General features: G+C 59.2%; 24 protein-coding genes. 11 read left to right on the top strand and 13 right to left on the bottom strand.

Annotated features, from left to right (window positions below; translation table 11 throughout):
• The first annotated feature begins 15 nt into the window (after window positions 1-15).
• The 6 genes from SIC17_RS00290 (at window position 16) to mazG (ending at window position 5,410) form a co-directional block, all read left to right on the top strand.
• Window positions 16-1,161, top strand: a complete 1,146-nt coding sequence (locus tag SIC17_RS00290; RefSeq protein ID WP_412546034.1) for a D-alanyl-D-alanine carboxypeptidase family protein — start codon at window positions 16-18, stop codon at window positions 1,159-1,161.
• A 1-nt stretch (window position 1,162) separates the two neighbouring features.
• On the top strand, window positions 1,163-1,795 hold the full coding sequence (gene tmk / locus SIC17_RS00285; RefSeq protein ID WP_412546033.1) for a dTMP kinase: 633 nt from the start codon (window positions 1,163-1,165) through the stop codon (window positions 1,793-1,795).
• On the top strand, window positions 1,792-2,832 hold the full coding sequence (locus tag SIC17_RS00280) for a DNA polymerase III subunit delta' (protein ID WP_412546031.1): 1,041 nt from the start codon (window positions 1,792-1,794) through the stop codon (window positions 2,830-2,832). The genes tmk and SIC17_RS00280 overlap by 4 nt, the downstream gene beginning before the upstream one ends.
• Before the next feature lie 19 nt (window positions 2,833-2,851).
• Window positions 2,852-3,634: a TatD family hydrolase gene (locus tag SIC17_RS00275; RefSeq protein ID WP_291895382.1), complete on the top strand. Its 783-nt coding sequence runs from the start codon at window positions 2,852-2,854 to the stop codon at window positions 3,632-3,634.
• Entirely contained in the window at window positions 3,631-4,479 is an 849-nt protein-coding gene (locus tag SIC17_RS00270; RefSeq protein ID WP_412546030.1) for an MBL fold metallo-hydrolase, read from the top strand. Before SIC17_RS00275 ends, SIC17_RS00270 begins: the two co-directional genes overlap by 4 nt.
• A gap of 124 nt (window positions 4,480-4,603) precedes the next feature.
• Window positions 4,604-5,410, top strand: coding sequence for a nucleoside triphosphate pyrophosphohydrolase (mazG, locus tag SIC17_RS00265; RefSeq protein WP_412546029.1), 807 nt, complete (start codon window positions 4,604-4,606; stop codon window positions 5,408-5,410).
• On the opposite strand, the gene hflX is transcribed toward mazG, so the two are convergent.
• From hflX to SIC17_RS00215, 10 genes are all read right to left on the bottom strand, one after another.
• Window positions 5,407-6,741, bottom strand: a complete 1,335-nt coding sequence (gene hflX, locus SIC17_RS00260) for a GTPase HflX (RefSeq protein WP_412546028.1) — start codon at window positions 6,739-6,741, stop codon at window positions 5,407-5,409. The genes mazG and hflX overlap by 4 nt on opposite strands.
• Window positions 6,738-7,025, bottom strand: coding sequence for an RNA chaperone Hfq (gene hfq / locus SIC17_RS00255; RefSeq protein ID WP_291895368.1), 288 nt, complete (start codon window positions 7,023-7,025; stop codon window positions 6,738-6,740). The genes hflX and hfq overlap by 4 nt, the downstream gene beginning before the upstream one ends.
• Before the next feature lie 104 nt (window positions 7,026-7,129).
• Window positions 7,130-7,978, bottom strand: coding sequence for a D-amino-acid transaminase (locus tag SIC17_RS00250; RefSeq protein ID WP_412546027.1), 849 nt, complete (start codon window positions 7,976-7,978; stop codon window positions 7,130-7,132).
• Window positions 7,979-7,983: 5 nt separating this feature from the next.
• Complete coding sequence (locus tag SIC17_RS00245) at window positions 7,984-9,285, bottom strand: potassium transporter TrkG (RefSeq protein ID WP_412546026.1); 1,302 nt, start codon at window positions 9,283-9,285, stop codon at window positions 7,984-7,986.
• Between the two features lie 107 nt (window positions 9,286-9,392).
• The gene (trkA, locus tag SIC17_RS00240; RefSeq protein ID WP_412546025.1) at window positions 9,393-10,766 is read right to left on the bottom strand and encodes a Trk system potassium transporter TrkA; all 1,374 of its coding nucleotides are present in this window, start codon (window positions 10,764-10,766) and stop codon (window positions 9,393-9,395) included.
• A 10-nt stretch (window positions 10,767-10,776) separates the two neighbouring features.
• A complete protein-coding gene (locus tag SIC17_RS00235; RefSeq protein WP_291895355.1) occupies window positions 10,777-12,171 on the bottom strand; it encodes a sigma-54-dependent transcriptional regulator in 1,395 nt (464 codons plus the stop codon).
• A 3-nt stretch (window positions 12,172-12,174) separates the two neighbouring features.
• Complete coding sequence (locus SIC17_RS00230; RefSeq protein WP_412546024.1) at window positions 12,175-14,388, bottom strand: ATP-binding protein; 2,214 nt, start codon at window positions 14,386-14,388, stop codon at window positions 12,175-12,177.
• A gap of 104 nt (window positions 14,389-14,492) precedes the next feature.
• Window positions 14,493-15,746, bottom strand: a complete 1,254-nt coding sequence (locus SIC17_RS00225; RefSeq protein ID WP_412546023.1) for a sigma-54-dependent transcriptional regulator — start codon at window positions 15,744-15,746, stop codon at window positions 14,493-14,495.
• A gap of 1 nt (window position 15,747) precedes the next feature.
• On the bottom strand, window positions 15,748-16,782 hold the full coding sequence (locus tag SIC17_RS00220; protein ID WP_412546022.1) for a two-component system sensor histidine kinase NtrB: 1,035 nt from the start codon (window positions 16,780-16,782) through the stop codon (window positions 15,748-15,750).
• On the bottom strand, window positions 16,779-17,720 hold the full coding sequence (locus tag SIC17_RS00215) for a tRNA dihydrouridine synthase (RefSeq protein WP_412546939.1): 942 nt from the start codon (window positions 17,718-17,720) through the stop codon (window positions 16,779-16,781). The genes SIC17_RS00220 and SIC17_RS00215 overlap by 4 nt, the downstream gene beginning before the upstream one ends.
• A gap of 136 nt (window positions 17,721-17,856) precedes the next feature.
• Here SIC17_RS00215 and SIC17_RS00210 point away from each other — a divergent pair, with 136 nt between their 5' ends.
• Window positions 17,857-19,005, top strand: a complete 1,149-nt coding sequence (locus SIC17_RS00210) for a bifunctional 2-C-methyl-D-erythritol 4-phosphate cytidylyltransferase/2-C-methyl-D-erythritol 2,4-cyclodiphosphate synthase (RefSeq protein WP_291895340.1) — start codon at window positions 17,857-17,859, stop codon at window positions 19,003-19,005.
• Window positions 18,995-19,495, top strand: coding sequence for a CinA family protein (locus tag SIC17_RS00205; RefSeq protein WP_412546021.1), 501 nt, complete (start codon window positions 18,995-18,997; stop codon window positions 19,493-19,495). Before SIC17_RS00210 ends, SIC17_RS00205 begins: the two co-directional genes overlap by 11 nt.
• On the opposite strand, the gene SIC17_RS00200 is transcribed toward SIC17_RS00205, so the two are convergent.
• Together SIC17_RS00200 and lipA are read right to left on the bottom strand one after the other, a co-directional pair.
• Window positions 19,457-19,954 (bottom strand): type II toxin-antitoxin system RatA family toxin, encoded by a 498-nt coding sequence (locus SIC17_RS00200; protein ID WP_412546020.1) that lies wholly within the window; start codon window positions 19,952-19,954, stop codon window positions 19,457-19,459. The genes SIC17_RS00205 and SIC17_RS00200 overlap by 39 nt on opposite strands.
• Entirely contained in the window at window positions 19,954-20,928 is a 975-nt protein-coding gene (lipA, locus tag SIC17_RS00195; RefSeq protein ID WP_366940120.1) for a lipoyl synthase, read from the bottom strand. The genes SIC17_RS00200 and lipA overlap by 1 nt, the downstream gene beginning before the upstream one ends.
• Window positions 20,929-21,064: 136 nt before the next feature.
• On the opposite strand from lipA, the gene SIC17_RS00190 reads away from it, so the two are divergent.
• From SIC17_RS00190 to SIC17_RS00180, 3 genes are all read left to right on the top strand, one after another.
• The gene (locus SIC17_RS00190; RefSeq protein ID WP_291895965.1) at window positions 21,065-21,364 is read left to right on the top strand and encodes an autorepressor SdpR family transcription factor; all 300 of its coding nucleotides are present in this window, start codon (window positions 21,065-21,067) and stop codon (window positions 21,362-21,364) included.
• Entirely contained in the window at window positions 21,361-21,954 is a 594-nt protein-coding gene (locus tag SIC17_RS00185; RefSeq protein ID WP_291895329.1) for a hypothetical protein, read from the top strand. Before SIC17_RS00190 ends, SIC17_RS00185 begins: the two co-directional genes overlap by 4 nt.
• An 81-nt stretch (window positions 21,955-22,035) precedes the next feature.
• Window positions 22,036-23,763, top strand: coding sequence for an alpha/beta hydrolase family protein (locus SIC17_RS00180; protein ID WP_412546019.1), 1,728 nt, complete (start codon window positions 22,036-22,038; stop codon window positions 23,761-23,763).
• 54 nt (window positions 23,764-23,817) lie between these two features.
• On the opposite strand, the gene SIC17_RS00175 is transcribed toward SIC17_RS00180, so the two are convergent.
• On the bottom strand, window positions 23,818-26,259 hold the full coding sequence (locus SIC17_RS00175) for a M1 family metallopeptidase (protein WP_412546018.1): 2,442 nt from the start codon (window positions 26,257-26,259) through the stop codon (window positions 23,818-23,820).
• Window positions 26,260-26,279 lie beyond the last annotated feature (20 nt).

Genomic DNA, 26,279 nt, shown 5'->3' with positions numbered 1-26,279 from the left:
GAAGGAGCGTCCAAGTTGCGCGCCATTCTCGCATCCCTGCTTCTCCTGAGCACACCGATCAGCGCTGTTGTTGCCCAGGATCAGTACCAGACCGAAGCCACCCACGCGGTGATCATGGACTTCGATACGGGTGAAATCCTGTTTGATCGCAATGGCGATGTTGCCATGCCGCCGGCCTCGATGTCCAAGCTGATGACGGTCCTGATGACGCTGGAGGCCATTCGCGATGGTCAATTGAGCCTGGATGACGAACTCCCGGTCTCCGAAAATGCCTGGCGCCGGGGCGGGGCTGCTTCAGGCAGTTCCACGATGTTTCTGGAAGTGAATTCACGCGCGCGGGTCGAGGACTTGCTGCGCGGGATCATCATCCAGTCCGGCAATGACGCCTGTATCGTTATCGCCGAAGCCCTCGGCGGTTCCGAAGAGGCGTTCGCGGAAATGATGACGGACAGGGCACGCGAACTGGGTCTGGAGAGCGCAAGCTTCGCCAATGCCACCGGCTGGCCGCATCCCGACCACCGCATCAGCGCTGCGGACCTGGCGGAACTCGCTCGCATCATCATTGCGGATCACCCGGAACTCTACTCCCTCTGGGCTGAGCGCGAGTTCACCTACAACGGTATCCGTCAGTACAATCGCAATCCGCTTCTGGGTGTCTTTTCCGGGGCCGATGGCCTGAAAACCGGACACACCGAGGAAAGCGGCTACGGCCTTGTCGGCACGGCTGAACGCGACGGAGTGCGCCGGATCATTGTGTTCAATGGCATGGGCTCCAACACCGACCGCGCCAATGAAGCCGAACGCATGATGCGCGCAGCAATCAATGACTATGCCCTTTATGACCTGTTCGACGCCGGAGATGCGCTTGAGGCTCAGGCTGAAGTCTTCATGGGCGAAGCTGAAACCGTGCGTCTGGAAGTCGCCGAGGATGTTCAGCTCGCGCTGCATCGGCGCGCTCGTCGCAACATGACTGTTTCCGTGGCCTTCGATGGTCCGATCCCGGCCCCCATCAGCGCAGGCGACGAAATTGGCCGCGTCATCGTCGAGGTCCCTGGCCAGGAAGATCGGGAGTTTCCGGTTGTCGCGTCCGAGGATGTTGCCCAGAAAGGTCTGATGGGCCGTATCGGCGCTGCGATTGCGCACATGATCCGCGGGAACTGACGTGGCCGGCAAATTCATCTCGCTTGAGGGCGGTGAGGGGGCTGGCAAGACCACCCTCATCCGCAAGCTTAAAACCCACCTGGAAAACCAGGGCCTGGAAGTGATCATCACGCGTGAGCCCGGTGGAACGCCAGGCGCAGAAGATTTGCGTGATATCCTGCTCACCGGCCAGACGGATCGCTGGTCGCCCGTAACCGAAGCCCTTTTGATGTATGCAGCGCGGGTCGATCATGTCGAGCGCCTGATCCAGCCTGCACTGGCGCGGGGTGCCTGGGTAATCTCGGACCGATTTTCAGACAGTACTCTGGCCTATCAGGGGGCTGCGGGCGGGGTTGATATCGCGCGTATTCGCCAGTTGCACACTGTCGCGCTCGAGGATTTCTATCCTGACCTGACGTTTATTCTCGACCTGGATCCGCTGGTCGGCCTGCGCCGTACGGTGGAGCGCGGAGAAGATCCGACCCGGTTCGAAATGCACGAGACCGACTTCCACACTCGTCTGCGTGACGCCTTCCTGCGCATCGCCAGTGACGAGCCGGATCGTTGTGTTGTTCTCGACGCTTCCATGGCGCCCGACGCAGTATATGAGGCTGCTCTCGAGATCATGGCAGACAAGCTGGGTGCAAACGCGTGAGCCTGACCGATCCGGATATCGCTTCGGATCAAGAAGCCGGCTGCCTGCCGCCTCGCGAACGTTATGACCTCCTTGGGCATCTGGACGCCGAAAGGGCATTCCAGACAGCCTGGGAAAGCGGCCGCCTGCACCACGCCTGGCTGATTTCGGGGCCTAAGGGAATCGGCAAGGCCACCCTTGCCTGGCGCATGGCGCGCAGGGTTCTCGGCGCGGCGCCGGACACTGAATATGGCATACTGGGTTCCAGTCCGCGCGACCCGGCCAGTCAGCTGCTTGAGGCCGGGGCCAATCCGGACCTGTTGATGCTGCGTCGTCCTTGGGATGACAAACGCAAGCGCTGGCGTGCAGAGATCACGGTCGATGAGGCACGCAAGGCTCCGAGCTTTTTCGAGAAAAGCGCTGGCGCGGGCGGTTGGCGTGTGTGTATCGTTGACAGCGCGGATGACATGAATCGCAATGCTGCCAATGCCTTGCTGAAGACACTTGAAGAGCCACCCAAGCGCGGCATCCTCATTCTCATCTCACATTCACCAGGCCGCCTTCCCGCCACCATTCGGTCGCGTTGTCGCAAGCTTGTGCTGCGCGCTCCTGAGCCTACAGCCGTCTGCCGGTGGCTGAGCGAACGTAATGGAGTGCCCTCTGAGGCCTCTTTGGATCAGTTGGTTGATTATGCGGGCGCGTCTCCCGGGCGAGCACTGGCGCTTGCGATCGGCGATGGCGCCAGTCTTATCCAGGACGTCGACGCCCTGGTGAAGCGCGGAAAGTCCCTGAGCGATCAGGATGCCCGCCGTATTGCCGACCGTGTCACCGGCAAGGGCCGCGAAGATCAGCTCGCCGTCTTTTATGAAGCGCTGGCCCGGGCCTATCAGGCCCAGGCGCTCCAGTGCGCCACCGATGGCAGGGACCCCAAGGGCTGGATCAAGGCCTGGGCGGATATGGCCAAGCTTGTCCGCGATGCGGAAGCGCTCTATCTCGACCCGAAACAGACGGTGCTTCAGGCACTGTCGCTGACACGCACCGCCGCGACCACATCCTGATCATCCGGATAGCCAAGACATGCTGGTAGATAGTCACGTCAATCTGCACGGTGAGCAATTCGCCGACGACCTCGACGAGGTCATCTCTCGCGCCCGTGCAGCGGGCGTTAAGCGAATGCTCACGATCTGCTGCCAATTGTCTGACTTTCCAGTAGTTTCTGTGATTGCCGAAAGGCATGATGACATCTGGTGCACGATCGGAGCGCATCCGCATCATGCCAAGGACCGACCAGACATCACCGCAGAGGAACTGGTTGAAATCGCTCAGCACCCTCGTGTTGCAGGTATTGGTGAAACCGGCCTGGATCTGCATTACGGGTACAGTCCGATCGAGCAACAGGTCCAAAGCTTCAGGGCACATGTCGAGGCGGCTCGCCGCACCGGCTTGCCGCTGATCATCCATACCCGCGAAGCCGATGATTTGATGGGCGACATCCTGGAGGAAGAGATGGGGAAGGGGGCGTTTCGCCCGCTGATGCACTGCTATACCAGTGGCCCTGAGCTCGCCAGACGTGCTGCAAAACTCGGCGCTTACTTCGCGGCGTCCGGCATCATCACTTTCAAGAAAGCCGATGATGTTCGCGCGGTTTTCAAGGACATTGTGCCGGATGATCGCGTGATTGTTGAAACAGATTGCCCGTATCTTGCGCCGGTTCCGCATCGTGGCAAGCGGTGTGAGCCGAGCTTTCTTCCTGCCGTCGCCGCCAAACTCGGTGAGATCAAGGGCTGGGACGAAACCGAAGCCGCGCAGAAGACCTCCGACGCCTTTTTCCAACTGTTTGACACGGTCAGCCGGCCATGAGTGGTGTCACGCGCCTGACATTGCTCGGAACAGGCTCTTCGGGAGGAGTACCGCGCGCAAATGGTGACTGGGGCGATTGCGACCCGGCCAATCCACGCAACAGACGTCGTCGTTGTTCGGCATTGCTGGAACGCGCCAAGAGCGTCGAGGACCTCGATGCCGGCGAAGACGTCACGCGTATCGTGATCGACACGTCTCCCGATTTTCGCGAACAGATGATCTCGGCTGGTGTCAGACGCCTGGACGGCGTGCTGCTGACGCATGAACACGCAGACCAAACGCACGGCATTGATGATGTGCGTGCCTTCGCGCTGTTGCAGCGCAAACGCATTCCGGTATGGATGGATGCGCGTACGGCGGAAATAATGTTGTCGCGTTTCAGCTACACCTTCGTGGCGCCCGAGAACTCCATCTATCCGCCGATCCTGGATGCACGCAGCGAGCTCACACCTCTAGAGGCGATCACGATCGACGGACCAGGTGGTCAGTTGATCATCACACCGTTTAACCAGGAACACGGTCCAATCAACTCGCTGGGCTTTCTGTGTGATGGCCTCGCGTATTCTGCTGACATCAATGCATTGCCGGCCAACAGCGCAGCGTTACTGCAGGACGTGGATTGCTGGGCGGTCGACGCGCTGCGTGAGGAAGCGCATCCGACTCATTTCTCTGTAAGTGAAGCTCTGAATGCTGTTGAAGCGGTGGGCGCAGTCCAGGCCGTTCTGACAAACCTTCACATCACGCTGGACTATCAAGCGCTGTCATCGCGTCTGCCCAAGGGCGTTCATGTTGCGTATGACGGTCTGCGCATCACGAAGTGTGCTGATGCGGTTGCGGTTGTATAGCCAGCTCAAATCAACATCGTATTTCTCATAATATCCATTATGCGCTTACTTGGGATAGGTGTTGCTATCGCTCCGCACACAGAATCTGCTCATCTTGGCGCCCAGCCTTTCAGCGAGCAAACACATGTCCGACACTCCACTCCAGCCAATGTCCGAACTATTGGCGATTATGGCCCGCCTGCGTGATCCTCACACCGGATGTCCGTGGGATGTTGAACAGGATTTCAGCACGATTGCGCCCTATACGATCGAGGAAGCCTATGAGGTTGCCGACGCGATCGAGCGCAAGGACATGCCGGACCTGCAGGATGAGCTTGGCGACCTCCTTCTGCAGGTCGTGTTCCACGCCCAGATGGCCAAGGAGGCTGGCCTGTTTGACTTTGATGATGTGTGCCAGTCGATCAATGACAAGATGATCCGTCGCCATCCACATGTGTTTGGCAATGCGAGTGAGCGGGATACGGATGCCCAGAACCAGGCCTGGGAAGAACAAAAAGCACTGGAACGCAAACAGAAGGACAAGGGCGAAAGCCTGCTGGATGATGTCCCCGTCGCCCTGCCCGCATTGAAGCGCGCACAGAAGCTCCAGAAACGTGCCGCCACCGTCGGGTTTGACTGGCCGGATGCCGATCGTGTGCTTGAAAAAGTGCACGAGGAAATCGGCGAAGTGAGCGATGCAATGATGCATAACGACCAGTCGGCTATAGATGAAGAAGTGGGTGATTTAATATTTGTTTGCACAAACTTAGGGCGAAAACTCAAAGTAGATGTTGAGTCCGCAGCCCGCTCAGCAAACGCCAAGTTCGAACGCCGATTCAGGCATATCGAAATAACCCTGGAGGCGCAGAAACGCACCACCAGCGAGGCGTCGTTGGAAGAGATGGAAGCCTTGTGGGACGAAGCCAAGCGGATCGAAAAACAGCCCGCCTAGTATTCCTCTTTCGGCAATGGTGCTGCCAAGTGCGGATATTGTGCGCGGAAGCGTCCTGCATTGACGTCGGAGAGCTTGTAGCGTCCCGTCACTGCACCGGTCTCCATATCGGTGTCCTGGCTGATCACATCGGCATTGGCCATAAGCCAGGCCAACGCACGTCCCTCGACAGGTGGCAGGACGAGCTCCATCACCTCACCGCGTTCAGCCAGCGTGCTCTCAATTGCACCGAGCAGGACATCAATGCGCTCACCGGTGTGGGCTGACACAGCCAGTTTGACGATGCGTTCCGCCTTGCGATTGGACAGCAGGCAGTCGAGCTCCAGATCCTCCAGCGGCTCTTCATCGAGCATGTCGATCTTGTTCCAGGCTTCGATCTCGAGCTGGTCATGTGCCTTGCCGGCCTCGATCTGGTCGAGAACCGCGTTCACATCCGCCACACGGCCCTGCATGTCAGGATCCGAAGCGTCGGTCACATGGATAATGAGATCAGCTTCCTTGACCTCCTCGAGCGTCGCTCGAAAAGCCGCGATCAGCTCGGTCGGAAGATCGGTGATGAAACCCACCGTGTCGGACAACAGGATCTCGAGCCCGCCGGGCAGCTTCACCTTGCGCACCGTCGGATCCAGCGTGGCAAAGGGCATGTCCTTGGCAAACACCCCTGCCCCTGTCAGCCGGTTGAACAGCGTCGATTTGCCAGCATTTGTGTATCCGACCAGCGCGACGGTCGGGAACGGCACATCGTCGCGTGTCTTGCGGTGAAGGCCACGCGTCCGGCGCACCTCGTCGAGCTGACGTCGAAGCTTGGCCATCTTGTCTGCGAGAAGCCGGCGATCAGTCTCGATCTGGGTTTCACCGGGACCGGCCAGGAAGCCCCGACCACCACGCTGGCGTTCCAGGTGGGTCCAGGTTCGCACAAGCCGTGATCGTTCATAGGCCAGCCGCGCCAGTTCGACCTGAAGCACGCCCTCCTTGGTGCGCGCCCGCTTTGCAAAAATCTCGAGGATAAGACCGGTCCGGTCGATTACCTTGACCTTCCAGACCTTTTCGAGATTGCGCTGCTGTAGAGGCGAGAGCGCGGCATCAACAACGGCGACGTCGGATTCGGTCTCTTTCAGCTTGTCGCTGATCTCCTCGACCTTGCCCTTGCCAAAATACAGGCCCGCCTCGATCCGCCGCAGCGAAACGAGATAACCATCCACCAATTCCATATCCAGGGCTTCGGCCAGGCCGGAGGCTTCCTCCAGGCGTGCATCTGCACGATCGGCACGATCTCTTTCGTACGGATGGATGACTGTGGCTCGAATTACCGGTTGTTCGCGTTCAATCAATCCGCGATATCCGCTGTCTCAGGTGAAGTCGGTTCGGCCTCAAGGCCTTCCTTCTCCTGATCAAATAGCTGGACCGCCTGTGCCGGCATGATGGTCGAGATCGCGTGCTTGTAGACAAGTTGCGAGAGCCCGTCCCGGCGAAGCAGGACACAGAAATTATCAAACCAGGTCACAACGCCCTGAAGTTTGACACCGTTTACCAGGAAAATGGTGAGCGGTGTCTTGGACTTTCGCACCGCGTTCAGGAAAACGTCCTGCAGGTTTTGTTTTTTATCTTGAGACATGTTTGCTCCGCGTGCGCCGCTTTTCCAGCGATTCGTAATTAACCGGATACAGGGCTGGGCCCTTCCTGCAACCGTCTCATTTTAAAAAGAAACGTGTCTTTTGCTTACTGTGCCCTCAAATACTCATCTCGCAGCGAGAGTGAAAGCGATCCCGGGGCGCCATTTCCGATCATCTTGTTGTCGATCTGAACCACCGGCATGACGAAACTGCTGGCGGAGGTGATGAAGGCCTCGCGCGCAGATTTTGCTTCGGCTGGCGTAAAGGCGCGTTCTATCAGTGGGATAGACATTGCGTTGGCGACCGCGACGACTGTTTTGCGGGTAATCCCATGCAGAATATGATTATCCAACGGCCGCGTTACCAGCTCGCCGTCTGCATTGACGATCCAGGCTGTCGTTGAACTGCCTTCTGTCACCAGCCCGGCCTTATCCACAAGCCAAGCCTCGTAGGCCCCCTCTTCGCGCGCCGCCTGTTTGGCAAGCACATTGGCCAACAGGTTGACGGACTTGATGTCACATCGGTCCCAGCGTTCATCCTCATGGGTAATGACACGCACCCCCTGCTCGGCACGCCTGCCAGCTGCCGAGAAGCTGAAACGCTTGGCCGTCAGCACGATAGTGGGCGGAGTATTGGTCGCTGGAAAGGCGTGATCGCGTGGGGCAACACCGCGCGAGATCTGCAGGTAGACCAGTCCTTCACGGATCCGATTTCGACGCAGGAGCTCGTGAATGGTGACCTGCATAGCAGACTGGGAACGTTCGAACCGGATGTCGAGCTGGTCCAGCGAGCGGTAGAGCCGCTCGAAATGCCCCTGCTCATCCAGCAAATGCCCGTCCCGCACACTCCACACCTCGTAGACAGCGTCGCCGAACTGGAAGCCGCGATCCTCGATATGCACGCTGGCTGCGCGATGGGGCACAAAAGCGGAATTGACATAGGCATAACGCGACATGCGACTTATCTCCGGATGAAAACCGCCCACACAGCGGTCAGGGCGGCGATGACTTCCAGACGCCCCAAAATCATGACTGGAATAAGGAAGCTGCGGGCGTTTTCACTCATCTCGGTCCAGGCCAGCGGTTCCCCGGTGATCTGGTCCAGCAAGGGGCCGGCGTTGGAAAGAGCTGAGGCGGTCGCGATGAAACTCACCTCGAAACTACTTCCAAAGAGCGTAATCAAGAAGGCGCCCGTACCCAGTACGGCAGCAAATGCCAGTACATAGGACCAGACTGCGATCAACGACCTGTCCTTGGTTACCCGCCCCCGGAAGGATACAGGCATGACGCTGGATGGATCAGCGAGCACAGCCAGTTCCGCTCCCATACGCTTCCACAACATCAAGACCCGGGTGACTTTTACGCCACCGGTCGTGGACGCGGCGGCACCACCAATCAGGACAATGAACACACCGACCAGCCCGACTGGAAGCACATCATCCCCGATTTGATACCCCGACGTTGACACCAGAAAGACCGCGTTGGCGACATGCTCGACTAGCCCCTCGCCCGGCGCGACAAAGAAGATCAAAGTCGTACCGACAACAAGAGCCAGAATGCCGGCAAGATCGGGATCCTGGAAGCTGGTGCGGTCGCGAAGCGCGTCCCAGAACAGTGACACGTTCAGACTGCCGAACAGGCACGCCAGAACGACCCAGAAGCCCGTCAGGGAAAGGTTTGAAAACTGGTCACCGTCCAGAACAGGCATTACGCCGGACGTTGAAATCCCGCCCATGGCCAGAACGCCAGCTTGGAAAAGATCATTCCCGGCGAACATCAATCCGACCATGATCAGCCCGGTCAACAAGGCATAAATCAAGGCGATGCGTCGGGCTGCGACACCCAGGTGGGAAAACACATTGTCCGGGCGAATGGTTAGCAGAGCGGAGCGCCGGATGGCTGGCAAGTCCTTGTCCAAGGCTGCAAATACAGCAGCAGCCAGAACCAGGGTTGAGTAACCTCCGGTCCAGGCCAGAAGTGCTCGCCAAAGGACAAAAACCCGTGGCAGGTCCTCTGCGTTCGCGAGCCTGGCTCCGGTTGTCGTCAACGCTGAATAGGCTTCAAAAACTGCATCCGGGAACGTGAAATACCCTGATAAATACAACGGGATGGCGGCAAACGCTGGCGTGATTGACCAGGCGATGAGCGCTAGCAAGACAGCATCCATGGCCGTCGCCGTCATCGTCATTCCGCGCGTTGCCGTCAACATCAGCAGGCCGGGTATCCCGCACACAGCAGCACTCGCCAGGAACAGCGGCGCCAAGTGAGATTCCCCCAACGCTCCGGACAGCAAACCGGTAAGCACGGCTACGATCGCCAGCAGCGACCACAATCCACCGAGCGGACGGAGGAGAGCGCTCGGCCCCATGCCTAGAAGAACTCGAGGCTGACGCGGAAGAGGTGTTCGACTTCGGAAATGATCGCCGTATTGCAGAACAGCAGCACGCGATCATTCTCACGAACCCGTCCACCATCGCCGGGCAGCATGACCTTGTCCCCCCGAACAACAGCGCCCAGCGCCACGCCATTGGGAAGGTCCAGCTCGTCAATCTCACGCCCGATCAGTGGCGAGGTCGCGAGGGCCACGCCCTCAAGCGCCTCTGCCTGGCCGCCGCCAAGCGTTTGAAGACCGGTAATACGACCGCGGCGGATATGCTGGAGAATAGTCGAAACAGTTGTTGCGCGCGGATCAATAAGAACATCAATGCCCAACGGTTTGCGCATGCTCTCAAAGGAGCGCTCATTGATCAGGCTGATTGCCCGCTGGGCACCCTCACCCTTGGACATGACCGCGGCCAGCATGTTGACCTTGTCGTCATTGGTCACGCACACCGCCAGCTCCGAATTGGCGACACCCGCCTCGGCCAGCATGGCCGGGCTCAGGCCATCGCCATGCAGGACGACGGTCTTCTTGAGGACCTCTGCCGCATGCTCTGCACGCCGCTTGTCGGCCTCGATGAGACGAACTTTCACACCGCCGGCGCGCTCCAGGGCGCGAGCGACATAAAGACCGATATTGCCAGCTCCAATGATGACGACACGGCGGACGATGCCGGTTTCCTGACCGAAGATATCCAGTGCACGGCGCACCTGGGCGCTCTCCGTGACAACATAAACATCATCGCCGGGCAGGATTGGATCGGACGCCTTGGGTATGAACAGCGTCTGCTCGCGCTGCACACCCACAACGGTGACCCGCAAGTCCGGGAAGAGTTCCATCAACTGTTCCGTGGACGAGCCAGCAGCGGGTGAGTTCTCGTCCAGACGCAAGCCAAGCAGTTGCACCCGACCGCCAGCAAAGACACCGGTGTTGAAGGCGCCTGGCGTTTCCATCCGTTGCAGGATCGCGCGCCCGACTTCCAGTTCTGGCGAAATAATCTCGTTAATGGGCAGGTTGCCGGTCGTGAACAGGTCTGCCCAGGCTGGTTCCAGATAATTCTGTGCGCGGATACGGGCAATACGCATCGGTGTTTCGAACAGCGAATGCGCCACCTGGCAGGCGATCATGTTGGTTTCATCGGAGTGGGTTACAGCGACGATCAGGTCGGCTTCCCCTGCCCCTGCGCGCTCCAGCACGTCGGGGTGGGAGCCATGCCCCACGACACCGCGCACGTCCAGATCCGTCACGATATTGTCGATCAGTTCGGTCGACCAGTCGACCACTGTGACCGCATTGCCCTCCTGGGCAAGCGCTCTGGCGATACCGAAACCAACTTGACCCGCACCGCAGACAATGGCTCTCATGACGCTGTTCCTAGCTCGTCGTTGCCGAGTCGCGCTGAGGACCACCCACGCCGAGCGATTTCAGCTTGCGATGCAGCGCGGAACGTTCCATGCCGATAAATGCGGCCGTCTTGGAGATATTACCACCAAACCGGTCGATCTGCGTCTTCAGATACTCACGCTCGAAGCTCTCGCGTGCTTCACGCAATGACAGGGCGATCATCTTCTCGGAATCAAAACCACCTTCCTGGGTGTCGCGCGCAACGACCTCGGATGGCAGCGCGGCCAGGGTGATGGCCTCATCAACGGGACCGGTGGCAAGGATCAGAAGCCGTTCAACATTATTCCTCAGCTGACGAACATTGCCGGGCCAGCTGTGTGCCTGCAGTGCGGCCATCACATCCTCGCCGAAAACGCGACGTGGCAGGCCGGCATTCACTGTCAGGCTCTCCTGGAAATGTTCGACCAGGGACGGAATGTCCGCTCGACGTTCTGCGAGCGCCGGAACGGCAATCGGGACGACAGCCAGGCGGTGGTAGAGATCTTCACGGAACTCACCGGAATCAATGCTTGCGTGAAGATCTCGCGACGAGCTCGAAATGACACGTACATCCACCGAGACGTCAGCCGTGCCGCCGATGCGGCGGAAGCGTTGTTCTACCAGCAGCCGCAGCAACTTGGTCTGGGTTTCGCGCGGCATGTCGCCAATCTCGTCGAGATAGAGCGTGCCCCCGTGGGCCCGTTCCAGGAGACCAACATGCTTGATCGATCCATCATCATTTTCACGACCGAATAGTTCTTCCTCGAAGGATTCCGGTGCGATACCCGGTGCGCTCACTGCGATGAAATCGCCGCCGCCACGTGGCGAACCGTCATGGATCTGGCGGGCGACCAACTCCTTGCCGGCGCCGGACGGGCCCTTGATCATTACGCGACTATTTGTCGGGCTGACCCGTTCGACCAATTGCCGGACCTGGATGATACCCGGCGAGTTGCCGATCAGGGTCGACTGAACTTCGGTGCGTGCCCTCAGCTCTGCATTTTCCTGTCTCAGGCGACTGTTTTCGAGCGCCCGGGTCACCGTCAGCAACAATTTGTCCGACTTGAAAGGCTTCTCCAGGAAGTCATAGGCACCCTTTCGGATCGCGCCGACGGCGGTTTCGATCGTGCCATGGCCGGAAATCACAATCACCGGCAGGTTTTCGTCAATCCGCTTGAATTCCTCGAGCAGTTCAAGCCCGTCCAGACGGCTGCCCTGAAGCCAGACATCAAGGATAATGAGCGAAGGCTTGCGGGCCTGTATCGCGGCCAGCGCCCCATCGGCATCCGCTGCCTCGCGCGGTGCATATCCATCATCTTCAAGCAATCCGCCAATGAGTTCGCGGATATCTGCTTCGTCATCCACGATCAGGATGTCACGTGCCATGAATCAAGCCTCCTGTGCGTTTTCAAGCACGGTTTCACTCTCTCCCGCGAGCGGGAAAACCAGTCTGACAACAGCCCCATGACCTTCCGCAGGCACGTCCAGTTCAAGACGTCCCTTGTGGTCCTCCATGACACGCTTGACGATGGCAAGGCCGAGACCGGTGCCTTTCTCGCGCGTTGTCATATAGGGTTCGGTCAGGCGTTCCCGGTTCGAAACCGGCCAGCCCAGACCATTGTCTTGCACTTCGATCACCGCATAACCGTGTTCGGCGCGAAGGTCTGCCTTGATGATGCCAGTTTTAGCGCCGCCAAGTTCACTCTCCATACGAGAAGAGACACTCTCCGCGGCATTCTTGAGGATATTGGCAAGGGCCTGGCTGGACAGCCGCGCATCACACAGCGCGAGAATCTTGTCGTCGGACGCCTCGAAAACGACGTCCAGATTGGGTGACGCGACCCGTTGAGCGAACACAGCGGCTTGCGTCATTTCCCGCATCTCCACAGGCTCGATATTGGGCTGTGGCATTCGCGCGAATGAAGAGAATTCGTCGACCATTCGGCCGATATCGCTGACTTGTCGAACGATCGTGTCGGTACACCGGTCGAAGATCTCGACATCCGTCTGGATCTCCTTGCGATATTTCCGCTTGATACGTTCCGCAGACAGCTGGATCGGGGTCAGCGGGTTCTTGATCTCGTGTGCAATGCGTCGTGCGACATCGCGCCAGGCAGCGTTGCGCTGGGCCGCGACCAGACGGGTCACATCGTCGAAGGTGACGATAAGGCCAGCCTCTTCGTCCATCGCCGCCCGGACGGACAGGCTGCGCACCTGGTCATCCTCCGCTCCGATATCAATCTGGGCCTCTGCGATTAGGCCGGGGCGACGTCGTGCCTCCTGAATGATCTCGAAAAGTTCCGGCGATACTGATTCAACATTGATCCCGATCAGATCATCCGTGCCCGGGCTCAGCAGGCCGACGGCGGATCGATTGACCAGGGTAATCCGGTCCTGGCTGTCCACGCCCATCACCCCGGCGCTAACGCCGGCAAGAACGGCTTCGGTAAAGGCGCGGCGCTGTTCGGACTCTGCATGGGATTCTATGAGTTCGCGGCGCTGGCTGCGCAACTGGCGGGTCATTCGGTTAAAGGCACGGCCCAGAGCAGCAATTTCATCATCCTCACGCCCCATCTGGACCCGGGTATCAAGATCGCCTCGCCTGACACATTCGGCGGCGTAGACCAGGCGCGAAATCGGCGTCACCACGCGGGTCGCTGCAGACAAGGCCAGCCAGATCGAGCCGATAATGATCAGCGCCACAACTTCAGCGTAGAGCATGAAGAAAACCGCACGCGATTCCGCTTCGCGCTCGCGCACGGCGCGCAGGGAACTCGAGGCTTCGAGAATGTCCCGCCAAAGCGACATGTCCAGTTCTCGAACAACATAAAGATAAGCGCCTTCATACCCTTCCAACTTGTGCAACATGCGCATGCCTTCAGCGCTGCTGGGAAGATTGGCCGCCGCTGCAAAATTCGGCCCCGATACACCCAAATCGCCCGCATCCGCGAGTTCATAGAGATTCTGGGTCGGAGGGACGTAAACCTCGCCCGGCCTGAACTCCACTTCAGCCAGACGCGTGCCGCGCTCATCAATGATGTAGGCCGCAGCCAGCCGCGACTGTGCAACGGCGTTGGCGAAAACTGTGTTGAACTGGATGCGACTGGAGACGAATTGCTGCGCTGCTCTTTCGCTCTCCACAGCGGTCGCCAGTGCCTGCAAGCGCGACTGGGTAATGCGCGCTTCCTGGTAATAGACTTCTTCAGCCGTCTGGGACGCTGTGTTTACAAAGGCTGTTACCCGCTCTCCAAACCAGTATTCCACACCACGCGTCAGGACCGCGCCCAGAAAGATTGCGGCGAAGATGGCTGGCGCGGCCGCCGCGATTGAAAACAGACCGACAAAACGTAGGTGCAGACGGGGTGCGGGCTCACCGAAACGACGGCCTCGCATGCGGCGACGCACTCGCACAAAGACCACAAGTGCCAGCCCCAGGATCAAGACTGCATTGGCGGAAAGGATCGCCAGCGCAAGCGGATCGCCCGGCTCAATCGCATAGATATCACCCAGAATGGCAACGGCGACGACAACGAGGACTGTTGTCGCAACAACAAAACCAAGACCGAACAGCGCCGCCGAACGTGGCGAAATATTCTTGATCATATTGACAGATTCAGAATCTGACACGGGCAACCCTGAGCTTTAAAACACGCATCTTTACGCCGATGTTGCTCGAAATCAACACTCGTGTTCGTGCTGCCACATGGTTAGCGCAGGCCGAGCTCGGCCATCCGCCGCGCCAGTGTGTTGCGATTGACGCCTATCCGGGCAGCGGCGCGGGACTGATTACCACTCTCGACTTCCAGTGCCTGCAGGATGAGTGCCTTGTCGAGCAGGTCGACACCGTCCTGCCGACTGATGCCATTGGTGTTCATGAAGCGCGCGACTGCAGCGAACGGGTCCCCTTCGGCACGAGATGGCGTGTCACGATCTGCGCGGGAGAGTTCCTCCGTGACACTCTCAACGGAGAGGCTGCCGGACTGGCAGGCCACGGAGAGCCGCGAGAGAACGGCCCGCAACTGGGCTGAATTGCCCGGCCAGTCATGGCCTTGCAGTTGTTCGATGATGGGTGCTGGCAGGACCAGGGGCTCGCGCCCGTCGCGGCGAGCAAATTCAGCCAGAAAAGCCTGGCACAATGCGGGAATATCGTCTCGGCGCTGTCTCAAAGGCGGCAGATCCACACGGCTTTCGCCGAGACGTGCCTGCAGGCGTCCGCTTAGCTCAGTCTGGCCAGGCGTATACGTCGCCACGACCAGCGCCTGCCCGGTATCGAGCCCATCAAGCCCTGCGCCCAGCTGGCGTTCATCCCACTCATCAAGCCGAAGCCAGAGATGGTGGGACGCGGTCTGACAGGCCTCGAAAATCTCCTTCGGAGCATGCGAAGGCGTCAGAACACGCACCTCGCCCCGGGCAATCCCGCGCGCATCAAAGAGCGTTTCTGCTGCGGTGCGTTTACCTGTCCCGGCTTCCCCCGAAATGAGAACATTGGCCCGGCTGCGCGCCGCCATGCCGATGGCCTTGAAGCTCGGCTGCATCTCTGAAGAGCGGCCGGCCAGCCCCGCTTCGGTCTGGCGCTCCCGAGGCCGGAGTGACTTGCTCGACTTCTTTAGCGCACCGGCCACCGTGTCGCGCAACACCTCCAGGTCGAAAGGTTTTGGGAGATAGTCAAACACCCCCACCTTGGAAGCACCGATTGCGGTTTTCGCCGTGGTCTGCGCGCTCATCGCGATAACGGGCATGCTCGGCGCCAGGCGCTTGAGCATGGGCAGGTGTTCAAACACATTCACACCATCCAGCAGCACATCGGTCAGCAAGAGATCGACACCGCCATCCTGTAACCAGCCGCGCGCTGTCTCGATCGAACCGGTCGCCCGCACTTCATGACCTGTGGAGGACAGGCTGCGCGCCACGATCTTGCGCAGGCTTTCGTCATCTTCGAGCAGGATGATCTTGGCTGGCATCTTATCCTCGGCGATCAGCTGGAAGTTTCAGGTAGAAGGATGTGGCACTGGGCGTTGATTCATAATCCAATCGCCCACCATGCAATTGGGCAATACGGGCGCAGAAGGAGAGTCCGAGCCCCTCACCCGCGGGCTTTGTCGTCACAAAGGGAGTGAACAGCGACCCTCGCAGTTCCGCGGACACGCCCGGCCCGTTGTCGCGTACGGCGATCACCAAAGGCGCCGGTCTCGAACCGTCCGCGCCTCGGTCAAGCGCGTCGTAATAGGTCTCGACACGTATCCGCGGCCTGTCCGTATCTTCCAGGGCGTCCAGTGCATTCTGCAATAGATTGAGAACGACCTGCTGCAGCAGGAGAACATCACCGCGCCCCTGGGGCAGAGACGGATCGAACTGCTCGATGATCAGGTCGTCAGCCAGACTGCTGGAACGCGCCAATCGCTCGAAAGCCTCGACACAGACACGGTTCAGATTGACCGGTTCGTCTGCCTGCAGCTCAACATCCCCGATACTGCTCCAGCGATTGGCAAGGCTGGTGATGCGGTCAACGTCCTCGATGATGGTCTGGGGAAGATCGCGATCCTCACCGGACACACTCGGTTCAAGCAATTGCGCTGCGCCTCGGATACTCGCCAGCGGATTTTTAAGCTCATGGGCCAGCATCTTGCCAAAACCCAGTGCGGCCTGGTGTTCCTGGCGGCGCGGAGCGGGAGCGGGAAGAACGCATAAAGTTGTCGCGCCGACGTCGTGATCATAACTCGCACTCAGATCATACTGGGCGCCGGCAATCTCCACTTCGCGGAGGATCACCGACTGCCCGGTATCAATAGCCTGGAAAACAGGGTCCGCGATACGTGAGTAGGCGGGGTGAATTGCGTCCAGACCACGCTTGGAGAGTTTCCTGGAGGAGACTCCCAACCATTCCTGTCCCGCCGTGTTCAGCCAGAGCACGCGCTTGAGATCATCAAAGACGATCAGCGGAAAGGGCAAGACCTCGGCGGCTAGCTGGGCAGGATGATCGAGCGTGTGCTGGGTCATGCGGCCACGGCCTGCTCCGGCTCTTCAAGCCCTGCAAGACACGCCGCGACTTCTGCCGGGTCGACGCTTTGGCACAGAATGTTCTTGAGGGCTCGACGTGAATCTTCGGCAGCGCGACGATGTTCGACATCAACAAAGGAAGAGAAATGTTTGCGCATCATGCGAATACCCAGCGCTTCGCCATAGAAATCTAGCGCCTCCCGGAACTGTTCACTCAGCGCGGAACATTTCTCGTCCCAGCTTACCGCAAGAGGCCTTCCCAGCATTTCAGCACCGACCTGCCCAACCAGCCAAGGCAGACCCTGGGCCGCCCGTCCGATCATCACAGCGTCGGCACCGGATTGCTTCATAGCTTCACGAGCGTCGTGCAGTGAACAGATATCACCGTTGACGACCAGCGGAATATCAATCGCGTCACGCACCGGCCGAACAGCCGCCCAATCCGCTTCACCCTTGTAGAATTGCTGGCGAGTACGGCCGTGCACCGTAACCAGCTGGATCCCGGCATTTTGCGCGCGCAGGGCCAACTCGGCTGCATTCAGGCTGGCATGGTCCCATCCTAGACGCATTTTCAATGTCACCGGCAAGGTTGTGGCCGTCACCGTCGCCTCAATGAGGGTCATCGCATGATCGAGATCACGCATCAGGGCCGAGCCAGACAATCCTTTCGTCACCTGGCGCGCAGGACAGCCCATGTTGATGTCAACGATATCAGCGCCTGCGTCTTCAGCGATCTTCGCACCTTCCGCCATCCAGTGGGCTTCTCGACCTGCAAGCTGGATGATGCGTGGATTTAGACTGGCATCGCTGGCCGCCTTGCGCACCATGTCACGGCGACCGGCGGCCAGGGCGTCGCTAGCCACCATTTCAGACACGACGGCTCCTGCACCAAAAGCCTGGGCCTGACGACGGAAAGGCAGATCCGTCACGCCGGACATCGGAGCCAGGATTGCTGGCACGTCGATCACATGTTTGCCGACTGAAAAGCTCATGTTAGGTGACAGCCTCTTTCGCGCTCGCGTCGCGATAACGCTAACGATTTTGCTGCACTGCGGCAATGCACGGGACTGTCACATGAAAACTGCCGCCATTCTGGTCGCTGCCGGACGGGGAGAACGCGCCGGTGGCGGTGTGCCCAAACAATATCGGCAACTGGCAGGAAAAACCGTGCTTGAACGGACGCTTGAGGTGTTTTCTGCGCACCCGGACATTGGCCCAATAGTCGTTGTGATCAATCCTGCCGACCAAGGCTTCTATGCCTCGATCCAGGGTGACCACCGATATGTACCGGGTGGTGCAACACGCACAGCCTCGGTGCTGGCTGGTCTGGCGACACTGGAATCAGAGGCGCCCGATAAAATTCTCATCCATGACGCAGCCCGGCCGTTCGTCAGCCACGAAATCATATCCTCCGTGATCACGGCTCTGGAGGACACCCCGGCTGCCCTGCCGGTTCTGCCCCTGGCCGATGCCATTCTTGCGCATGAACATGGCGTCATGCAGGCCAGTGTTGACCGGGATCAACTGCGTGCCGCCCAGACACCGCAAGGCTTTCACTATGGCGCACTGATGAACGCCTACAAGGCACATGGTGATGGCGCGGCGCATGACGATGCCTCAGTCGCGCTCGCCGCGGGATTGAAGGTCACGCTGGTTGACGGCAGCTCGGATAATTTCAAACTGACCACACCGGCCGATTTCGAACGCGCCAAGACGATGCTTGGGAAACCAGACATGACCTATGTAACCGGCCAGGGATTTGATGTGCATCGCCTGGAAGCATCCGATCACATGTATCTGTGCGGTGTACGGCTTGATCAGGAGTTCGGCCTGGTTGGGCATTCCGATGCTGATGTCGGGCTGCATGCTCTGACCGACGCCATTCTTGGCGCTGCAGGCGAAGGTGATATTGGCCAGCACTTCCCGCCGACTGACCCGCAATGGAAAGGTGCGCCGAGCGATCGGTTTCTCGAACATGCCTGCCAGCTGTTGAAAAATGCTGGCGGGGAGCTTGTGAACGCTGATGTGACGCTGATCTGCGAGCGCCCCAAGGTGGGACCCTATCGTGAGGAGATGCGTGCCCGGGTGGCAGGATTGCTTGGCCTCGCCGTGCGTCGTGTCAATATCAAGGCAACAACGACGGAGAAGCTGGGCTTTACCGGCCGCCGGGAGGGCGTTGCCGCCCAGGCTATCGTAACCGCGCGGATGCCAGATGATGTTTGACACTGAACTTATCACTCGGGCCGACGCCCTGCTCGCACGGGCTCGAACCGCAGGCGTCATGATCACAACAGCGGAGAGCTGTACCGGCGGGCTGGTCAGTGCACTGATGACCGATGTCGAAGGCTCTTCTGATGTGGTCGACCGTACATTCGTGACCTATTCCAATGAAGCCAAGACAGAAATGCTCGGCATTCCGGCCCGAGTGATCGTCGCCAATGGCGCCGTATCGCGTGAGGTCGCGCGCCGGATGGCAGAAGGCGCCCTTCTGAAATCCAACGCGGATATTGCGGTTTCGATCACCGGTATCGCTGGACCGGGTGGCACCGCTCACAAGCCTGCCGGATTAGTGCACTTCGGGTTGGCAATTCGTGGCCGCACCGTCATTTCACAGGTGGAACGCTTTGGAGACCGGGGGCGTGGCGAAGTCCGCCGCTGCGCCGTCCTGACTGCGCTAGGCCTGCTGGATCAGGGCGTCGATTTCTTCGGTTAGATCAAGCTCAGGATTGCCCGACGGCCCGAAGCGACGGCCCGCTTCATCGCTGAAGCGCTTGATCAGAACATGCCCGGCCCGGGCCTTGTTGGCTTCAAGCAGCATTTGCAACATGCCAATCTTGAATTCAGCCTCAATGTAGAAATCAACCAGGCAGGACCCGTCGCTGAGCGGATGGAAACGCCAGTTATTGATCAGGGTGCGAAACGGTCCGGAAACGAAACTTACATCTATGCTGAGAGCGCCAGCATCGGAGCGTACGCGGCTGGTGAAACTCTCTGCCGCGAATTTATAGCGCACACGCGCCTCTGCGGTCAGATCACCTTCGCTCTCTTCAAGGACACGAAGGGCCGTGATCTGACTGATAAACTGTGGGTAGGACCGCACATCCAGCACCAGCCCGAAGAGCTCGTCCGCGGTGTGAAAGAGCCGCAGGTGTTCACGGACGACTGTCGCCACTAGCGGTTCACCGCCTGTTCGCGCGCGGCTTTCAGCTTGGCGAAATCATCACCGGCGTGATGGCTGGACCGTGTCAGCGGCGTGGCCGACACCATCAGGAACCCCTTGGCGCGGGCGATGGTTTCATAGGCCTTGAACTCATCCGGCGTTACAAACCGCTCGACCGCTGCGTGTTTGCGGGTCGGCTGGAGATACTGACCGATCGTCAGGAAATCGATGCCGGCTGAACGCATATCGTCCATCACCTGCATGACCTCTTCCTTGGTCTCACCCAGACCGACCATGATGCCGGACTTGGTGAACTGGTTCGGATCGCGTTCCTTTACACGTTCCAGCAGACGCAGCGAGTGATAATAGCGCGCGCCCGGACGGATGGAGAGATAGAGGCGCGGGACCGTTTCCAGATTGTGGTTGAACACATCCGGTCTGGCGTCGATCACCATTTCCGCGGCGCCATCCTTTCGCAGGAAGTCCGGTGTAAGGATCTCGATCGTCGTCTGCGGCGCCGCCTCGCGGATGGAATTGATCACATCGACAAAATGCTGCCCGCCGCCATCATCCAGGTCATCCCGGTCCACTGACGTGATGACCACATGGTTGAGCCCCATCTCAGCCACGGCATCGGCGACACGGCGCGCCTCATCATGATCGACAGGGGCTGGCAGACCCGTTTTAACATTGCAGAACGAGCACGCTCGCGTGCAGGTGTCGCCCAGGATCATGAACGTGGCGTGTTTCTGTTCCCAGCATTCACCGATATTCGGACAACCGGCTTCCTCACAAACCGTGACCAAGCCGCCATCCTTGACGATTTTCTGGGTCTCAGAGAACGTCTTGCCCAGCGGCGCCTTGACCCGGATCCAGTCCGGCTTCCGCAGCACCGGGGTGTCCGGACGCTTTTGTTTTTCAGGGTGGCGAGCGGCGCGCGCGGACGCGGCAGATTCACGCGAAGACGTATCGATCAGATTGGCCATGCCCCGCAAATAAGCCCAGCAGCGGCGGACATCAAGCGTTGTCATCCGTCCCTGCCCGCATACCGGCCATTCTCTTAGTTAGATATTTTTCGAATTGTTCTTGACTTCAATTCGTCGATTAGCTAATCGTCTAATCATGAGCAATGTATTCAAAGCCCTCTCGGACCCCACAAGGCGGCGTGTCCTGGAACTCCTCAGGGAGCGTCCGATGACCGCTGGTGAACTGGCCGCTGAGTTCGACGTCTCCAAACCGACCATGTCGGCGCATTTCACAGTCCTCAAGGACGCCAACCTTGTGGACGCCACCAAGGACGGAAAGAGCGTGATCTATCGGATCAAGCTTTCTGTGCTCGAAGACGCCCTTCTCGGTTTTGCTGCCGCCTTTGGCCTGGGCAGCCCGACGGAAGAAAAAGACAAAGAGGAGACCGGACAATGAGCCGTACTTCGAATTCCATTTTCGGCCCCATGGCCATGGTGGTCCTGACGTTCAGCCTCGGCGCGATCGCCGCTTATCGTGAACCGGAAGGTCTGATCGCCTTCATGATTGCCGCGCTGTTCCTGCCCGTCGCCTGGACGGTGATCGAGATCAAGAAACGCAATCAAGAGCGTGATGAACGCTTCTATGAGAACCAAGCCGCGATCCGATGGTCCATCTCTGCCGCTGGGTTGCTGATGGCTGTTCCCCTTGCATTTACGCTGGTGGTTTCCTTCGGGATTACCGAGGCTCTCGGCGATGCGATGGAACAACGCATCCTGGGTGTTCTGTTCGGTGTCATATTTCTGCTCTACGGAAATGCCGCGCCCAAACGCCCCATCGCGTTGCAGGATGCTGGCTGTTCACCTGAACGTGCCCAGGCGCAGGCACGCTTTGCAGGACGCATGTTTGTTCTGACGGCTCTGGCCTACACACTGATCTGGGCTTTCGCGCCGATCGAATGGGCCATGCCTGCCGCAATGGCCGTGCTCTTCTCCGGCGTCATCGTCGTGGTCGCATCAGCCGCAAGCCTCTACCGCTCCAAAAACTAATCCTCCCCAACTTTCACTCTGCCTCAATAACGTGTGCCTTCGGGCACACGACCGGCGGAGCCATGCCAAAAGGAAATTCCCATGCCCTTCATTTTACACCTGACCAGGGTGTTACTGCCCCTGATCCTATCCGCCCTCATCAGCTTGCCTGCCCTCGCCCAGGAGGCCACTCGCAACTGGATAGGCACGCTGGACACGCCCGCCGGCTCCCTGCGGCTCCTGCTCAAGGTGAGCGAGGACCAGGACGGTAACCAGACCGCATTCCTTGAAAGCCTGGACCAGGCACCGGGTCAGAATATTCCCGTTACGACAGTCGCACTGGACGATGAAAGTCTCAGCTTTTCGATCGCCAATATGGGCGCGCAATACTCCGGCGATTGGAACGCGGAAACGAATCGGTATGAGGGCGAGTTTCAGCAAGGCATGACGCTGGCGCTCAATTTTTCCGCCGCTGACGAAGCGCCCGTTGCACTGATCATCGAAGGGCTGGACGGACGCTGGGAAGCGTTGCTCGATCGTGAGGGCACGCTCTTGAACCTCGTGCTGAATATCGAGACCGGAGCACACGGCACCTCGGCCACGCTGGATAGTGTTGACCAGGGCGTCTACGACATTCCGGTGACTGGTCTGAGCCGAGACGGCGACCGCGTTGACCTGCGCATCCCGATGGCCAATGTAACTTATTCGGCGGTGCTCGATGCTGACGCAGGCGTTCTGCGTGGCGACTGGACCCGCCCGGGCTTTCCGGATGTGGCGCTGGAATTCACCCGCACAGCCATGCAGGTCGTTGCTCCAACACGCCCGCAAACACCGCAAGCGCCTTTTCCCTATGAGATTTCCGAAGTGCGTATCGATAATCCTGAAGCAGAGGGCGTGAGCCTGGCCGGAACCCTGACCATGCCGCGTGGCAGCCAGCCTGTGCCGGCCGTCATTCTCGTTTCAGGATCTGGCCCCCAGGACCGTGACGAGAGCATCTGGGAACACCGCCCGTTCGCCGTTCTCGCCGATCATCTTACCCGCCAGGGGGTCGCGGTTCTTCGTTATGATGACCGCGGATTTGCAGAATCGACCGGAGACTTTGCAACAGGCACGTCACATGACTTTGCCAGCGACGCCATGGCAGTCCTGCGCTGGCTACGCGCGCAGCCGGGTGTGGACACGTCCAAAGTTGGTGTGATCGGTCACAGTGAAGGCGGGCTGATCGCGCCGCTGATGGCGAACCTGGACGGCGCACCTGACTTCCTTGTTTTGCTCGCTGGCCCCGGCACGACCGGCCAGGAGATCGTGCTGGAACAAGCCGACCTTATCGCCCGCGCGTCCGGTGGTTCCGATGAGGATGTCGCCGCTATGGTCAGTGCACTTCAGGTGATGACAGATGAGGCCAAACAGGCCCATGACGGCGCCGATGTACGGGCACGAGTCACACCGCTCCTGACCGAGGAATTTTTGACGTCACTGAGCGTTCCGGCCGACCAGAAGGAGCTCTTCCTGACCCAGATCACGCGGGACTGGTATGTGCAATTCCTCAATCACGACCCGCTGCCCTATCTGCAGGCTGTTGAGCAACCCGTACTGGCAGTAGTTGGTTCCATGGATCTGCAAGTCCCTGCCGCATCCAATCTGGCAGGTCTGCGTGAGGGGCTGGCCGGAAACCCTGATGCAACCATCCTGGAACTTTATGGGCTCAACCACATGTTCCAGCCCGCACAGACCGGCACGATTGCTGAATACGCCCAGATCGAAACGACTTTTGACCCAGAAACGCTCGATCTGATTTCCGACTGGATCCGGACGCGTTTCGTGGACTGATCCAGACCTCCCCCCGGAAGTGAAAAGCCCGGCTCGCTTGAGCCGGGCTTTTTGCTATTCCTCTCGGGTTTCGATGCTGTCTCGTGAGACACGCAGGTCCATGTCGCTCATCATGTTCGAGCGGGAGCCCTGACCGGACCGATAGAGCTCCAGACGCGTTGGCTCGATGCGCGGCGGATAGTGATTGTTGGACCGATCCGCATCGGCGGTTTCAAAGAGCGGATCCAGCTCGACGGAAACAACCTCCTGATCCGTGATGTAGGACCAGGTGATGTTCGCCGGGTCATAACGCCAGACCTCAGCGGGAATGCGTACTGTCTCGGTGTTTCCGTTTGCGAAGGTGAATTCCAGGATCACCGGCATGACCACACCGCCCAGATTGGACAGCTCGATGTAGTAGATACGGTCGCCGCTATCGAGGATGTCACGCTCATAGTCTTCCAGACCGTCGCGGAAACGCTCATAGGCTTCACGCTCGCGATTGGTCACGGTGTGAACATCCCGCGAGGAATAGAAGTCGACAACTTCCGGATTGTCATCGGCGTAGAAGCGGATGCCCTCAGCCATATTGTAGGCCTGGGTCCGGCTTTCGCCGCGGGACTCGTCTGAGGCGCGATCCAGCGCGTTCTCGATTTCCGGATTTTCGGTGTTGAACATACCCTCGGTGACGTTGTCGATGGAGATATCGACATGATCGGTGGAGTAGAACCACCCACGCCAGAACCAGTCGAGATCAATCCCCGAGACCTCTTCCATGGTGCGGAAGAAATCATACGGCGTCGGACGCTTGAAACGCCAGCGACGGGAATAGGTCCGGAAAGCCTCGTCAAACAGTTCGCGACCCATAATCGTCTCGCGCAGGATGAACAAGCCGACCGACGGTTTGGAGTAAGCATTCGCGCCGATGCTCCGAACACTATCTGACTGGGTCATGATCGGCTGCTGGTTGCGCGAGGTCATGTAACCCGTGATCCACTGGACGTCGGAGCGTTTGCGGCCAACAAAATCCTCTTCCCAGCGAAGCTTTGCGATGTCCTCGAGGAAGGAGTTGAGGCCTTCATCCATCCAGGTCCACTGGCGCTCGTCGGAATTGACAATCATCGGGAAATAGATGTGACCAATCTCGTGGATGATCACCCCAACAAGACCGTTCCGGGCGCCGCGGGAATAGGTGATATTGCCATCATCATCGATCGTCGGGCGTCCAAATGTACCACCATTGAAGGTGATCATCGGATACTCCATGCCACCCTGCGGTCCCGCTACCGATTGCGCTGTGGGATACGGGTAAGGGAAGGCAAACTCGTTATAGACATTGATCGTATGCTCGACAGCGCGGGTCGAGAACGTCGACCAGAGCGGCTCGCTTTCAAACGGATAGAAGGACATCGCCATGACCAGGTCCGGTGCCTCGCCCTGCCCGTCCTGCTCGATACCAACGGCATCCCAGATGAATTTGCGCGACCCTGCCCAGGCAAAGTCGCGGACATTCTCGGCGGCAAAACGCCAGGTGCGCTCGGAGCGCGTACCACGGCGTTCGTTCTGCTGTGCCTCTTCCGGGGTCACAATGAACATCGGCTCGTCTGCCGTGCGTGCCTGTTCCAGGCGTGTTCTCTGCTCTTCGGTCAGAACCTCGTCGGCATTCTGGATCTCGCCTGTCGCGGCAACAATGAAGTCCTGCGGAACCGTCAGCGAAACATCGTAATTGCCAAACTCCAGCGTGAACTCACCACGAGAGAGGAAGGGTTTGTTGTGCCAACCCTCGAAATCTGTAAAGGCAGCCGCTCGTGGATACCATTGCGCGACCTGGAAAATACAATCGCCACCTGAATTGTCGTAATCGTCAAAACACTCGACACCACCCCGGCCACCGGCCCACAGGGTTTCCAGCAGACGATGGTTCCAGTCGATGGTGAAAGTGACGCTGTCACCGGTTTCCAGTGGCGTTTCCAGATCCACCCGCATCAGCGTGTCGACGATGGTGAATTCCAATGTCTCCCCATCGGCTGCAGTCACACCCGTGATGTTCTGGCCATAGCCGTTCTCTCGAACAAGGCGCCGGCGATTGAAAGCCCGCGCGGCGATACCATCGGTCGAGATGCGGCCAAGGCGCGAACTGGCACGTTCACCGCCACCAATCGTCTCGGTCATCACCGCGATGGAGTCCGGACGGAAGCGGTTCTGGTCGAGGTGGAACCAGAGGAAATCCAGCGTGTCCGGCGCGTTATTGGTGTAGGTCACCGTCGCCGCGCCCGTGATCACGTGGGAGTTCTCGTCCAGACGCGCCTCGATAACGTAGTCTACCTGTTGCTGCCAGTAGGCCGGTCCCGGCGCTCCCGTCGCGCGGCGTTCATCATTGGGTGTCGGCCAGTCCTCGTCTTCCATCTGACGAAAGGCGTCGCGCCAGTCGCTGGACGTCTGACGGATAGGCTGAGCCTCCGCCACGGCGGCAAAACCCACGCTCGTGACAAGCATGGCAATGGCTAGATTGCGCATTTCCCCAAATCCCCTTGAGA

The sequence above is a fragment of the Maricaulis sp. MIT060901 genome (genome assembly GCF_047123815.1).
GTDB lineage: Bacteria > Pseudomonadota > Alphaproteobacteria > Caulobacterales > Maricaulaceae > Maricaulis.
Note: the sequence above shows the minus strand (reverse complement) of the source record. Positions and strands in the feature narration are given on the sequence as shown.

Excerpts from the sequence above, each read along its gene's own strand:
- SIC17_RS00270 (WP_412546030.1), top strand. The coding sequence starts at position 3,631 with ATGAGTGGTGTCACGCGCCTGACATTGCTCGGAACAGGCTCTTCGGGA.
- SIC17_RS00205 (WP_412546021.1), top strand. The coding sequence starts at position 18,995 with ATGATGTTTGACACTGAACTTATCACTCGGGCCGACGCCCTGCTCGCA.
- SIC17_RS00190 (WP_291895965.1), top strand. The coding sequence starts at position 21,065 with ATGAGCAATGTATTCAAAGCCCTCTCGGACCCCACAAGGCGGCGTGTC.
- mazG (WP_412546029.1), top strand. The coding sequence starts at position 4,604 with ATGTCCGACACTCCACTCCAGCCAATGTCCGAACTATTGGCGATTATG.
- SIC17_RS00210 (WP_291895340.1), top strand. The coding sequence starts at position 17,857 with ATGAAAACTGCCGCCATTCTGGTCGCTGCCGGACGGGGAGAACGCGCC.
- SIC17_RS00180 (WP_412546019.1), top strand. The coding sequence starts at position 22,036 with ATGCCCTTCATTTTACACCTGACCAGGGTGTTACTGCCCCTGATCCTA.
- SIC17_RS00220 (WP_412546022.1), bottom strand. The coding sequence starts at position 16,782 with ATGACCCAGCACACGCTCGATCATCCTGCCCAGCTAGCCGCCGAGGTC.
- SIC17_RS00275 (WP_291895382.1), top strand. The coding sequence starts at position 2,852 with ATGCTGGTAGATAGTCACGTCAATCTGCACGGTGAGCAATTCGCCGAC.
- SIC17_RS00175 (WP_412546018.1), bottom strand. The coding sequence starts at position 26,259 with ATGCGCAATCTAGCCATTGCCATGCTTGTCACGAGCGTGGGTTTTGCC.
- SIC17_RS00235 (WP_291895355.1), bottom strand. The coding sequence starts at position 12,171 with ATGGCACGTGACATCCTGATCGTGGATGACGAAGCAGATATCCGCGAA.
- hfq (WP_291895368.1), bottom strand. The coding sequence starts at position 7,025 with ATGTCTCAAGATAAAAAACAAAACCTGCAGGACGTTTTCCTGAACGCG.
- SIC17_RS00225 (WP_412546023.1), bottom strand. The coding sequence starts at position 15,746 with ATGCCAGCCAAGATCATCCTGCTCGAAGATGACGAAAGCCTGCGCAAG.
- lipA (WP_366940120.1), bottom strand. The coding sequence starts at position 20,928 with ATGGCCAATCTGATCGATACGTCTTCGCGTGAATCTGCCGCGTCCGCG.
- SIC17_RS00185 (WP_291895329.1), top strand. The coding sequence starts at position 21,361 with ATGAGCCGTACTTCGAATTCCATTTTCGGCCCCATGGCCATGGTGGTC.
- SIC17_RS00215 (WP_412546939.1), bottom strand. The coding sequence starts at position 17,720 with ATGTCCGGCGTGACGGATCTGCCTTTCCGTCGTCAGGCCCAGGCTTTT.
- trkA (WP_412546025.1), bottom strand. The coding sequence starts at position 10,766 with ATGAGAGCCATTGTCTGCGGTGCGGGTCAAGTTGGTTTCGGTATCGCC.
- SIC17_RS00250 (WP_412546027.1), bottom strand. The coding sequence starts at position 7,978 with ATGTCGCGTTATGCCTATGTCAATTCCGCTTTTGTGCCCCATCGCGCA.
- SIC17_RS00230 (WP_412546024.1), bottom strand. The coding sequence starts at position 14,388 with ATGATCAAGAATATTTCGCCACGTTCGGCGGCGCTGTTCGGTCTTGGT.